This is a genomic window from Exiguobacterium sp. N5, assembly GCF_025842465.1.
GTDB classification, from domain to species: Bacteria; Bacillota; Bacilli; order Exiguobacteriales; family Exiguobacteriaceae; genus Exiguobacterium; species Exiguobacterium profundum.
The window spans coordinates 737,035-750,219 of record NZ_JAPAEP010000001.1 but is presented as its reverse complement, the minus strand read 5'-3'; the positions used below and the strand labels follow the sequence as shown (position 1 = coordinate 750,219).

Genomic DNA, 13,185 nt, shown 5'->3' with positions numbered 1-13,185 from the left:
TTCAAGCATGACAAAAATCTTGTTAGTGGATGATGATGTCCAAATCGCAGAACTGATTGATGTGTATGTAAAAAATGACGGGTATCACACGACGATGGCAACCGATGGGGAAATGGCGCTTGACTTGTTCAACCAAGAATCGTTTGACTTAATCATTTTAGATTGGATGATGCCTCGGATGGATGGGCTTGAATTTTGTAAGCGTGTGCGCCAGACGAGCCAAATTCCGATCTTAATGGTCAGTGCCAAAGTGGGTGATATGGATAAGATATTGGGATTGACGACGGGAGTCGATGACTACATCATCAAACCGTTCAATCCGCTCGAGTTGATGGCACGTATTAAAGCATTGCTGCGCCGTTCAAACTATAACCGACCAAGCAAGTCCTCAAGTGTACAAGCTGGCCCCTTCCTCATCGATCGAGCCAGCCACACCGTCATGATGCAAGAGCAGACGATTCGATTGACAGCACGTGAATTTGAGATTTTGTATTTACTAGCGAAACATAAAGGCCGGGTGTATAGCTCTGAAGAAATATTTGAGGCTGTCTGGCAAGAGCATGGCGTCGGGTCGAATCAGACGGTGATGGTTCATATCAGTAACATCCGTGAGAAATTACATGCCGTCGTGCCACATGAGGTCATCATTCATACGGTGTGGGGAGTGGGATATAAAATTGAGACATAATATATGGCGCGTCATAACGTTCATCCCGATGTGGAAACGTCTGCTGTATGTATTGATTGCGTTTGGGGTCGCCACACTGAGCGGTGCTCTGTTACTGCCTGCCGTGTGGTACTTCGAGGAGTCATCACGATTTATGGAGAGTCTGATCATCGTGTTGTCGTATTTCCGGGAAGGTGTCATCGTCATGTTTTACAGTCTGATGGTCATCGTTTGTCTCGTGTTGATTTATCAATATGAGCGTAAACGGTATTTACAGTTTCACATTGAGCGGATGACTTCACTTGTCGAAGAACTCCATGCCAATCGTGATTTGGTTGAACCATCTGTCCCGCCAGAGCTAGAGCAGTTGATGGCGACTGTTCGCGCCATCTCAGACAGTGCAGCAAAGGCGGAGCAGGAATTGGTTCAAGCGGATCGTTTGAAGCACGAGCTCGTGGCCAACGTCGCCCACGATTTGCGCTCCCCGCTCACGTCAATCACGGGTTATCTTGACTTGATTCACAGCGACCGTTACCGGGACGAGGTGGAGTTGCGTCATTACATCCAAGTCATTCATGAGAATGCGACCCATCTGAAAGGCTTGATTAACGATATCTTTGACTATACATTTCTGCAAAACGACCGAATCGCGCTGCAAACAAGTGAGGTCCGTCTCGATGAATTGCTCAATCAGCTCATCATGCAGTCGACATTACGTCTCTCGGAAGTTGAAATGGAAGCTCGATTCAGTTCCTCAGCCAAACGACCCATCGTTGAGGGTGATGCGTTGAAGCTCGTGCGCGTATTCGAAAACATACTCGAGAATGCGATTCGTTACGGGCGTGACGGAACGTATATCGATACGTTCATTGAAGATACGGATGAAGTGGTTCTTATCAACATGACGAATTACGGCGAGGAGGCCATCCCCTCACGTGACATCCCATATGTGTTTGAACGATTTTTTAGAGTGGAAAAGTCACGCGCACATTACACCGGCGGATCAGGTCTCGGTCTCGCCATCGCCAAGTCCATCATCGATTTACATGAGGGCGAGATTCACGTAACGAGTCAACCAAGAGAAACGACGTTCACAATCATTCTCCCTAAAGTCTCTTCCAATGCTGTTCATGAAAAATCATGGCTCGTGTGACCTACACGCGCCATGATTTTTCATGAACACAAAAGAGAATCAACTTCAAGCTTATGTCGGAGCGAGCCCCTTAAGCCGATTAAAAAAGACGAGCCACTCGCAACACGAGGGGGCTCGTCGATCACCTGACTGGGTTATCCGTTAGCCCGGTGTTTTCATATCTTCCTGTACCGTATAGCGAGAGAACCAGTTCAGCATGGCGTCCGCCTCTTCTTTCGGGATATCATCGATGGTCTCGACTGATAAGAATCCTCCACGTGTCGAGAACTGCACCGTACATAACCCGAAACGGCGCTGCAAGAGCGATTGCTTCACTTGAATCTGTTCGATCCGTGGTTTGTCCGTCAAGAATGAGCGGACGTTAAACGCTCCCGTCCGTAATTGGATGAATTGATCCGCGCGGACATATTTTGTGGTAACAAAACTGAGGACGCGTCCCCCGATGATGATGGCCCATAAGAGCAGGAGCCACCAGGCATAATCTCGGAAGAAATAAAGCACGAGTCCTGAGATGATGAAGCCGAACCAGCTGATTCGGAGTAGTTTGATTCCTAAGGCACGTCTAGGGAGTCGATGTAGTTCGTCCGACCATGTGAAGTGCGTGAAGTGTTCACGGAGTACTTGCATCGCCCGGTCACGACGGACGAACGGGAGAATCGTCGACGATTCATCTTTCAATTCATCCATCGTCCCTGCTGCGACGAGTTCGACCCCGACGATGTGGAACCAGCGACGAATGAACGTCTCTTTGATGCGAATCGCTTGGATTTTCTCATATGGGATCTCTTTGGCACTTCGGTTCAACAATCCCTTCTCGACGCGAATGCGTTCCCCTCTCCGCTCAAGTCGGAAGTTCCCATACTTCAAGAAATTGATGACCATGCCGATCACGATTGATACCATCAACACTCCGATGACGAGAAGACCGATGGCGATGATGGACGCATGGACGACATAATCTTCGACTTGATTAAACGCCCCATCCAAGTTGATGAAGTCGTCGATTGACGAGATAACCGTCGAGGCGACCGGGAAGATGGCGAAGACAGAGAGCGACGTGATGGATGCCAATACGATTTCGCGCGTAGATAAGGCGTACAATAGACGACTTGGTACCGGTGCTGCCTGTGCAGGTGTCTCATCCGACTCTTCTGAGTCATCTACCGTTACTCCGCTTTGTTTCCGATGACGGACCTGTTCGAGAATCTCTTCCAGTCGTTTGGCTTCAGTCGGGAAGACACCCGCTAATTTGAAAGAAGCATCGTCACTGTTGGCATTCGTATCGAACGTCAATTCGACGACACCAAGCAACCGATAGAGGAATGGACTGTTCGAATGAACACTTTGAATCTTATAGAGTGGAAGCGATTTTTCTTTTTTCAACCAATTCCCTTCGATGACATAGACAGTCTTTTCATCGAGGGCATATCGGAAGTTTAACCATCCGAAGAACTTTTGAACAATGTCGAGTAATAGGAAGAGTAAAATCCCGACTCGGATGATGATACCGAATGTCGAGTCCCAGTCGTTATTGAGCACAAAGAGTAAGACGATTGGAATGGCGAACGACTTGATGACTTCGAGAATACGCAGCACCAAAACGCGACTCGGGAGTCGATGCCATGTTAACGCGGTCTCGGTCATACGACATCCTCCTCTTCAATGCGTGCATAGATGGCAATCTGTTCACGGAGTGTTTTTGCGAATGATTCTTCAATCGCATAGATTTCGTGTGAACCGGCCGCTGTCCCGATGGTGATGGTCTGTAACCCGTATTTACGGAGAATCGGTCCTTGCTCCGCATGAACATATTGGACCTTCGTCATCGGGATGAGCACATCATGTGTCGTGATGATCCCATGATGAATCCGAATCTCGAGTGGCTGAACGTCATACGTGAATCGTTCTTGCTTCCACTTTTGGAACCAGATGAGATCAATCAAGCTATAGACGACATCGATGACGAGTAGCACAATCAAACCAATCTGTATCCAAGTCGGCCAGTCGAACCAGTAAGCAGCCGCCACGAGAGCTCCTGTGACGAGAAGTCCGATGAGATAAAAAATCGCACTTGATAACCGAAAGACAGACCGTGCCTCAATCGGAAGCGTTCCGCTGATTCGTTGTGGTGTGATACCTTCTTCAGGTGTCGGTGTTGTTTCTGACATGGTGAATCCCCCTATCGTTCATATGTATCTGTCTCTATTGTATACGTGTTTCTTCTCGAAAAGTTTCAGGATTCGGTCGGGAATGTACTTAAGCGTGCATATAACTCATCAAATATAGACTGATCCTCTATTTCGAAAGCTTGTTTTAATCGATGGATGGCTGCTAACCCTGCCACTTTCAAATCATCCGTCAGCTTTCCCGTCATTTATATGGAAGCAAACGCACCCGCGACGATGACTTGATCACATGTATAGGCATATTCATACGTTGACCAATCTTCTGGACCGGAAACATCTCGATCAATCCAACTTTCAATTAAGGCGTAAGCGTATGAAAGATAACAAAGGTCTCTATCCTTTCGGAGCACTTCTTCGTACATAGCCAATGCATCGGCTCCAGCATCATTCCCGAACGGAGCATATTCTTCCGTACAATCCAAATAGAATTCATCGTTGAAACATTCCTGATATTTCGGATGAGAGGTCAGAAAACTCGGTCCAACTTCCGGGTCATCCACATACATATGTTTGTTCCAATCAAAAGGGCATTCAACATATCCTTTTCTCAATTTTTGACGAATGAGTTTTTCCGCTTCTTTCATAAATTCCGAATCGGATTCAAAAGATTTTACTTGTACCTTTCCGATTGTCCCAATTTTTCCGTAGTTTACAGCAAATTCATCACCTATAACGATGATGTTCCAATACTTTGTGATGTGTTGAAAAGACTTCTTCATCCTCAATGCCCTCTCTTCTATACGAAAAATAACTCTCTTAAAAAACGAGCCGAATTTCGGCCCGTTTCTCAGTCTTCAAAGAACCATTTCTTACGTGGTTCCACTTTTAGGTTGTCCCCATGTTTTTTCATTTCAGTGACAAGATAGCGTTCGAGTTCATTCATTGCCTTGACCCAGTCAGTCATCGTCGCCACGAGCGGCACTACGATAAGAATGAGTTCTTCCTCTTCTTCTCTCATCCTCTCAATCATCAGTTTCGCAAAGTCAAAGTTCTCATGGATGAGATCCTCTTCTCGATCGATGAGGTGCTCGTTCTCGAGCTCGTAGGCTGAAAACAGACGCTCATGTCGACGCAACAAGTGACGAATGTGGCGATACAGCTCTTCGCTCAATTGTGGAGGAAGTTGTTCAATCGTATGAAAATCATGATCGAGCTTCTCGATGACATGAAGCGCGGCACGGTTCGTCTCAATCATTTTAGACTTCAGGACAGCTCGACGAAAGATCGGGGTCTTCTTCTCAAGCCATCGATTCGCTTTAATTTCTTCTTCAAAATAGGCGTACGTTTGTTTTGAGTCGCTATGCAACTTTTTCGTCTCTGGTAACGAGTCGAATGAGGAGCGGCCGCCTTCCGTCTCCGCAAACAAGCGTGCGATCCGAACAACCATTTGAAATGTGTCGGTGATTTGTGCTTCGAGTTTCCGCTCGTAGCGAGGTGGGAACAACAGTGCATTCACAATCAATGCGACCGTAATCCCCATCATAATGAGTAGATAACGTTCGCCCGCAAACACCCACACCGGCATATCCGACTGGCTCGCCCCTTCCATGATGAGAATCGTCGTCAAGATGACGGTCCGTGTCGTCGATTCTAAATTTAAAAAGAGAAGAATGGAGATGGCGATGATGATGACGAATCCGATCGCGATTGGTGTCGGATTCGGAGTGAGTAGCAGAAATCCGACGGAGAGTAATGCTCCAATCAGGTTCCCTTTCATCTCTTCGATCAAGCGAAGCCCAGTCTGATAAACTGACGGCAGGAGCGCGAGTGACGCAGCGAGTGCCGGGACGACGATTTGTTGGAATTGAAATGCCTCGGCAATCAGCAAGACGATTGCGACCGATAGTCCGGTCTTAATAGTTCTAGCCCCAAATTTCATGTAGTGGTGCCTTCCTCTCTTACACCTGTCATATGTATTTTTTGCCTTCTTCTTCAATTCTAAAACGTACCATATTCTTTTCAAGTGGAAATGAACCATTTCAGGCAGTTTTGTGAACGCTTCCGTGTTATGATGGCGTTGGATATTTCTTTCATCTTGATGGGGAGGGGTTTACTTGTCAACAATTGCTTTATTTGGCGGAAGTGGCCGTACAGGGGAACGGATACTTGAGCGTTTATTGAATCAAGGACATGACGTCAAACTTTTAACAAGACATTCGATGGATTCTAAGGAGGGTGTCAACCAAATCATCGGAGACGCGACGAACCAAGCAGCAGTACTAGAAACGGTTCGATCTGCAGACGTCGTCATCTCGGCGTTAGGGACGGACAAACAGAACGTATTGTCTACATTCACACCACTCGTGATCGAAGCGATGAAACAATTTAACGTAACACGCATCATCACGGTCGGGACCGCCGGCATCTTACAGGCGCATGATAGCGACAACTATCGCTTTGAAACGAAAGAATCGAAGCGTACGATGACAACCGCAGCCGAAGATCATGCCCGAGCTTATGAGTTATTACGGGATTCAGGTTTAGCCTTCACAATCATCTGTCCGACTCAACTGATCGATGAGCAATCGGACGGAGACATCATCATCTCAAAAGAGGTATTAGGCACGAAACAATCAGGTCCAATCTCGAGGAACGATGTCGCCGATTTAGCGATGGATTGTTTAACGAATGATGCATATGTCGGACACCGTGTCGGCATCACGACGGAATCATAATTAGGGGATGGGAAACATGCACGAACAACGAGAACAATTAGCACGACTCGCTTTAACGTTTGAACAAGAGGAGATGACGGACGCTGCACGACTCGCTCGGACAGCCCTACAAAAAGTAACGAATGAAGAAGTCTGGATTGCCGTCTGTGGCCACTTCTCAGCCGGGAAGTCGACATTGCTCAACGACTGGCTAGAGGAAGGATTCCTTCCGACAAGTCCGATTCCGACGAGTGCGAATATCGTCACATTACGAGGTGGAGAATCTGCGGCAGCTGTCGCGATCAATGATACGGACTGGATTTCATTAGACCCTTCTTCCCTATCAAATATTAGTGACTATTGCAAAGTCGAGGAAATCAAGGAAGTCGAGTATACGATTGACCGATTCCCATTTGATGAACACGTCGTGTTGATGGATACGCCAGGGATTGACTCAACGGATGAACGACATCGCCAAGCGACGGAGCGCTCGCTCTTCTTGGCCGATCACTTGTTCTTCATGATGGACTACAACCATGTCCAGTCGGAACAAAACATCGGGCTGATGAAACAATTTAGTCGAGAAGGACGTCCCTACTCCATCATCATTAACCAAATTGATAAGCATGACGAGGATGAGCTTTCCTTTGTGGACTTCAAAGCCTCATTGACGAAGGCGTTCCGACATCATGACATCGTCCCGAATGACACGTTCTACATCTCACTTCGTGATTTACAGCATCCTCATAACGAAGTCGAGCGCTTGCGGTCGCATGTGCGACAAGTCATCACGGACTCGAGACAGCAGCAAGTCGAGCATGCGAATGCATTGATTCATACGCTAGTCCGCCGCAACGAAACATCGATTCAATCGACGTTGGATCAATTGCCAACTTATGAAAAGAGTCCGAAGGAAATGCAGTCACGTCTACATCGCCTTGAAAAGAAACGGGCATGGTGGACATCATTCCGTCGCGAATTCTTCAAACATCAGGCACCAATCGTCGAAAGTGCACCGATCATGACTTATGAGTTCCGTGAGTTATTACGCTCTTATCTCGAGAGTTGTTCTCCTTCTTTCAAGGTCGGACTTTTGTTCTCGAAAGAGAAGACGAAGCAGGAACGAGCTCGTCGTGAGGAAGTGGCGGTCAAAGAATTCAACCGTCTGATTGATATGAACTTACGTCCACATCTCGTGAAGTACGCGGAAGACATCATCCGAGATTTGAAACTTCCAGAGACTCTCCTACCGAAAGGCGATGTCCTCCCGATTGCACCGAGCTCACTCATCACCGAACAAGTGAAATCCGGTGCATCCCTAAGTGGTGACACGGTGTTACAGTTCAGTCGTGACATCGAGACGGCCCTCGCGACATGGATAACGAAAGTATCTGAACCTTGGGTCCACTCGACGGAGACGTACATGAAAGCGGAAGTCGACATGCGCTTGGAACAATTTACGACTGAAGAGGAAGCGTTGTATGAAGCGCTCGATACGGAAGCGTTACGGATTCGTCTTTCGAACCGTCTGAATGCTATCGGTCAATATGAAGCGTTGCAACTTGATTCAAATCAGTTAAATCAGTTGGCCGTTCGAAACTATGTCGATGCAACGTATCTCCCTGAAAAACAGTCGAATGTTGTTGAATCAGAGGTTGCATCGACGTCGATTTTAGATGATGATCATGACTTATTTGATTTTGATTTTTCTTATGAGAATACGGTATGTGAAATATTAGAGAATCACCCATTGTTCCGCTCCCGAGTCTCGACATTACGTAAGAAAATCGAACGTGCGAAGCATGAGCAATATACGTTCGCCATCTTCGGTGCGTTTTCGGCCGGAAAATCGTCGACCCTCAATGCCCTTCTCGGGGAGACGATTCTACCGACCTCACCGAACCCATTGACGGCATCGATCACAAAAATCGTACCGCCAGATGGTCGGACAAATCGAACGGCGATGATCACCTTCAAATCACGGGATGAACTTGAAGATGAGCTGCAAGGTTACGGGACTTCCCTCACCTCGCTCGATGTCGACCATCCGTTCGTCAATGCGGTAAAGGCGGCACCGCTCGATTATCTCGGACAAACGGAAATCGTCGACTATGACACGTTCTGCGCGTTCGTCGCACAAGAAGAGAAAAGCTGTATCGTGAAAGAAATTGAACTGTATCTCGACTCTCCTTGGGCACGACGTGGCATCGTCTTCGTCGATACGCCTGGTGCCGATTCGCAGTTCAATCGTCATAGCGAGGTACAGTTCGGCTACATGCGTGACGCGGACGCCGTCTTGTTCGTCACGTATTATAATCATGCGTTCACCGAAGCGGACCGGGAGCTCGTCATTCAGCTCGGACGGGTCCAGGGGACAGGAGATCACGAGATGTTCTTCCTCGTGAACGCCTCTGATCTTGCGACAGATGACGAGGAGCGGGATGCGGTCACAAGCTATGTCTCACAACAGTTGACCGCGCTCGGTGTCCGCAGACCAAGCGTCATCCCCATTTCAAGCCGAAACGCCATGAATGGGGATGACGAAGGATTCGATCGATTCGTCTCGACACTTGAACGCTATGTCGACAAAGACCTTCGTCTCGCCAACGCAATGCGTATACAGGAAGAAACGACGGCGCTACTTGCTACATTTGATCGTGTTTTGAACGAAGCGAAAGAAGACGCGTCGGCGAGAGAACATCGTCGCCAACAATTGATTGCTTTACTCGAGAACCCACCGGCACTCGATATGTCAGCACTCATTGACCTGTTTGATCGGGAAGCGAAAGAACTCCTCGCCCACCTCGAGACGCGTTCGCTCCTCCGTCTCTCGGACTTCGTCAAGGAGACGTTCCATCCGGTCGAGGTCGATGGGTCAAGGAAGAGCTTGGAGCGTGCCCTCGGACGGACACTCGATAAGTATGCCTATGACATCCAGCAAGAGCTCCAAGTGTTCCAGTATCGGTTGGAGCGATACGTTAAACGTGAGTTCGTCGCCTTGGTCGAACGGTTGACAGAACGTCAAGCGTCTCTCCTTCCGACGCTTGAATTCGACCGAGAACTCGACGTGGCATGGCTACGAGAGGCTGTCGAACCGATTCATCTCGAGACATCACCCTATCAGTCGGTGTTGAAGCGCTATAAGAATGCGAGTCAATTTTTCGAGGGAGACGGACGGACGCAACTGAAAGATGAGTTGACCTCACTGCTTCGCGATATGATTCGGTCGCGTCTTGAAACGATTCATACGAAGCAAATCGAACGAGCCAACAAGGAAATCAGTAAAGCTGAAGTCGAGATTGAACAAGATTGGTCGACCCAAGTGAAAGAACTTGCCGATGCAGAGCTCAGCATGTTGACGGACAACCATTCCTTTGATGAGATGCATGAACGTCTCGAATCGCTCAGAAAGGAAACGGTATGAACACATTACTGCTCATCGGACTCATCCCCGCTGTCGTCATGACGATTGTCTTGGGGCTGTTTCTGAGGTATCTCTATTTGAACAAAGAATAATGAGAACGGTCCTTGATGTGCATATGACATCGAGGACCGTTTTAAGTTTGTATTTATTTGTCTGCTGGATAGATTACACCAAGTTGTTTTCGCACCGTTGTCATCACATGAGCAAGAAGAATCATGTCATTTGCTGAATGTACAACTGTTTCCGAAGCACTAGCTTCGATCGCACGGACGAACGCTTCGATCTCATATGACATCGGAGCATTCTGCGCGTCTGATATGATTTCTGACGTGCCATCCCGTAACTCTAGACGGACTTCATCGCACGTCGCGATATCATTGATGACGATACGCCCTTTTTCTCCGATGATTTCAGAAGGCGTCGATGTCGCATGGATCTTTGAGTGCATGACAATCACATCAAGGTCATCATAGGAGAGAATGACCGTTCCGCTCCCGTCCACTCCAGATTCTAACGTAACCCCGCTCGCCTGGATCTCATTCGGCTGACCGAACAGTTTCAAAGCAGGCCCGAGGAGATAGACACCGAGGTCCATCAACGAGCCGTTCGAAAACTCAGGATTGAACGTGTTTGGATTTTCCCCGTTCTTGTACAGGTCGTATCGTGAAGAATACTGTGATTTATTGAAGACGGCCCGGCGAACCGGAGCGATTTGTTCCATCGCTTGTTGAACCCGTTCAAGGTTCGGCATGAACAGATTACGTAGTGCCTCAAGTAAAACGACCTCGTTCTCCTTTGCGACTTCGATCATACGAGTGACTTCCTGGACGTTCGAGGCGAGCGGTTTTTCACAGAGGACGTGCTTCCCATGCTGCATGAACAAGATGCTCTGTTCGGCGTGAAGTGAGTTCGGGCTCGCAATATAGATGGCATCGATGACATCACTCTTCGCCATCTCTTCAAGTGACGTGAACGTATGTAAGATGGAGTGACTCGCTGCATATTCGTTAACACGTGATTCCGTGCGCGAGTAAAGTGCCGTCACTTCTACGTCATCCAACTGATTGATTGTTTCGATAAACCAGTCTGTGATGAAATTTGTACCGATGATGCCGAAACGGATCATGTGAATTCCTCATTTCTCTTCTATCAGTTTTTTGGTGAGTATGATTTCATCCAATAAAGGAATTTTATCATAACCAATAAGAGGGATTGTCGATTTCTGTTTTCTTGCTCGAGTGACCGCATTGTGAATGATGCGGTCTAGACGATAGCCGCGACGTTGATAAAAACCCAATGCCCTCAAATTATCATTTGTTGTGATAACGACAGATTTGACTGCCCCTTTCTTTATACCAATTTCTTCAACAGCATGGAGTAAGTGAGAGCCAATCCCACTATTCTCTATCAGACTATCAAGAGATATGATTTCTACTTCTTCATCCCGAATAACATACGTAACAAGACCGTGAATTTGATTTGTTTTCATGTAGACAAATCCTTCGAGCTCTGCACAATCCTATGTTCCCGAAGAAACGACCATTTGAGTTGAACCCCAATGTTTAACAAAAAAATTGCGAATGTCTTCTTGCATACTAGTATTGATTGGTACAATCACTTAGTTCATCCCTGTCTATATATGATTAAAAAATACGGTATTCGAAATATATTGCAAGCTAATATACTCTCTTATTATTTGGTTTCATTCTGAAAGACTTCGGCACGTCTCCTCTCCTTAAACGGCCAACGATAAACCTTATCCTCTTTCTCGACATAGGCAACACCGTCTTCTATCATCAATGACGAACAGTCAAGGAGACGACGTGGCATCGGATAAGAGTCAATCCGTCCATTCATATGGACATGGACGAGACGAGCATCGATTGAAGAAATGACCCACACCCCCTTCTCAGACGCGTACATCACGTCACAATCATGAAGGACCGGGGCCTTTCTGACTTCTTGATTATAGCGAAAGCGTACGGTTCCCTCTGTTGAGAAACAGACGAGTGCTTCGGTCGAGATCCCATCTCCAAAGATGCCTTCGTCCCCATACCCGATCCAGATTCCCGTTTCATTTATAACGACTACTGCAATCGCGTTACCTGCGTGAAATGAATGTTTGATGTCTCCGTCTGCATCTAACACCCACGCATTGATTGGTTCTCCTTCTAACGTAAACGCCCAGATGAACAAGTGATTCTCGTCGATGATTCGAATACCTGCCACATATTCATGCCGTTTGAAGTCTATGATCAATTCATCCCAATGGATGTAGAATTGATGATTGGACTTGAGCAAACGAGCGGAACTCATTGACTTCCGCGTATCGGAATCAATCATCTCGATTTCACCGTTCATACACCATCACCCCTTACCGTCTTCGAATCGCTTAAACTCCAACGCCGCTCGAAATCGTCTAGATTCTTCATCACTCACCACTACATCCATATATCTCGATTTCCAATATGGGGAGAGGTCCACTTCTTCCACGCCGATCCGCTTGAACCAATCTCTCACCGTCTCATTCGACTGGTGTCTTGAGGCAATCGGCAAGTCCAGATTGAACTGGATGAGCGCATTCCGAATCGCATTATCGGTCCATTGAACCTCTTTGGATTCCACAAATGCATTTGCTTTAGCCGTACGCCCTCTTCGTTTTACGGCGTCACTCGAGAAATCAATGGTCGAGACGACACGCTTTCTTTTCCTGAGCACGCTGAGCGTCAAAATCAGGAGAACAATCAAACCCCCAATAAGGAACCATAACCAGTATGAATTTCCCGACTCGATTACTGTCCCTCCTGTTTCGAACGTATAGTCTAAAAAGTCATTCTTCAAGAATTGAAAATCCTCATCATCTTTCAGACGAAACTTCCCTCCATGTTCATCACTGCTGGTTCCGTCCTCTCCAGACAAGAGAAGCACGATTCCACCTTTTGTCGGGTCGTGAAACCATTCCCAAAACAGACGAGCCAAATAGATGAATCCAGTCACCAACATCAAACTACCTAACATGACCATCAATAGTCGGATTGTATATCGCATCGTAACCTCCGTCACACATTATGTATGATCGTATCATGTATGATAAGAGATTG

General features: G+C 47.2%; 11 protein-coding genes and 1 pseudogene. 4 read left to right on the top strand and 8 right to left on the bottom strand.

The features are described from left to right. Window positions 1–7: 7 nt before the first annotated feature. A complete protein-coding gene (locus OKS35_RS03860; protein ID WP_214690918.1) occupies window positions 8–688 on the top strand; it encodes a response regulator transcription factor in 681 nt (226 codons plus the stop codon). Next, entirely contained in the window at window positions 678–1,820 is a 1,143-nt protein-coding gene (locus tag OKS35_RS03855) for a sensor histidine kinase (RefSeq protein ID WP_251130317.1), read from the top strand. Before OKS35_RS03860 ends, OKS35_RS03855 begins: the two co-directional genes overlap by 11 nt. A gap of 141 nt (window positions 1,821–1,961) precedes the next feature. Here OKS35_RS03855 and OKS35_RS03850 read toward each other — a convergent pair whose 3' ends face one another. The 4 genes from OKS35_RS03850 to OKS35_RS03835 form a co-directional block, all read right to left on the bottom strand. Then, the gene (locus OKS35_RS03850) at window positions 1,962–3,464 is read right to left on the bottom strand and encodes a PH domain-containing protein (RefSeq protein WP_264092523.1); all 1,503 of its coding nucleotides are present in this window, start codon (window positions 3,462–3,464) and stop codon (window positions 1,962–1,964) included. Then, a complete protein-coding gene (locus OKS35_RS03845; RefSeq protein ID WP_264092522.1) occupies window positions 3,461–3,988 on the bottom strand; it encodes a PH domain-containing protein in 528 nt (175 codons plus the stop codon). The genes OKS35_RS03850 and OKS35_RS03845 overlap by 4 nt, the downstream gene beginning before the upstream one ends. A 206-nt stretch (window positions 3,989–4,194) precedes the next feature. Next, a complete protein-coding gene (locus OKS35_RS03840) occupies window positions 4,195–4,725 on the bottom strand; it encodes a WGR domain-containing protein (RefSeq protein ID WP_264092521.1) in 531 nt (176 codons plus the stop codon). A 68-nt stretch (window positions 4,726–4,793) separates the two neighbouring features. Further along, window positions 4,794–5,885 (bottom strand): FUSC family protein, encoded by a 1,092-nt coding sequence (locus OKS35_RS03835; protein ID WP_214690923.1) that lies wholly within the window; start codon window positions 5,883–5,885, stop codon window positions 4,794–4,796. A 175-nt stretch (window positions 5,886–6,060) separates the two neighbouring features. On the opposite strand from OKS35_RS03835, the gene OKS35_RS03830 reads away from it, so the two are divergent. Together OKS35_RS03830 and OKS35_RS03825 are read left to right on the top strand one after the other, a co-directional pair. After that, complete coding sequence (locus OKS35_RS03830; protein WP_264092520.1) at window positions 6,061–6,681, top strand: NAD(P)-dependent oxidoreductase; 621 nt, start codon at window positions 6,061–6,063, stop codon at window positions 6,679–6,681. Between the two features lie 16 nt (window positions 6,682–6,697). Then, window positions 6,698–10,084 carry a dynamin family protein gene (locus tag OKS35_RS03825; RefSeq protein ID WP_264092519.1) on the top strand — a complete coding sequence of 1,129 codons (3,387 nt, stop codon included), beginning with the start codon at window positions 6,698–6,700 and terminating at the stop codon, window positions 10,082–10,084. A 145-nt stretch (window positions 10,085–10,229) separates the two neighbouring features. Here OKS35_RS03825 and OKS35_RS03820 read toward each other — a convergent pair whose 3' ends face one another. The 4 genes and pseudogenes from OKS35_RS03820 to OKS35_RS03805 form a co-directional block, all read right to left on the bottom strand. After that, window positions 10,230–11,210 carry a Gfo/Idh/MocA family protein gene (locus OKS35_RS03820; RefSeq protein WP_264092518.1) on the bottom strand — a complete coding sequence of 327 codons (981 nt, stop codon included), beginning with the start codon at window positions 11,208–11,210 and terminating at the stop codon, window positions 10,230–10,232. Between the two features lie 9 nt (window positions 11,211–11,219). Continuing rightward, window positions 11,220–11,576 (bottom strand): annotated as a pseudogene (locus tag OKS35_RS03815) (GNAT family N-acetyltransferase); the annotation flags it as partial. 200 nt (window positions 11,577–11,776) lie between these two features. Continuing rightward, window positions 11,777–12,445: a hypothetical protein gene (locus tag OKS35_RS03810; RefSeq protein ID WP_264092517.1), complete on the bottom strand. Its 669-nt coding sequence runs from the start codon at window positions 12,443–12,445 to the stop codon at window positions 11,777–11,779. A 6-nt stretch (window positions 12,446–12,451) separates the two neighbouring features. Then, complete coding sequence (locus tag OKS35_RS03805; protein WP_264092516.1) at window positions 12,452–13,132, bottom strand: hypothetical protein; 681 nt, start codon at window positions 13,130–13,132, stop codon at window positions 12,452–12,454. Between the last annotated feature and the right edge of the window lie 53 nt (window positions 13,133–13,185).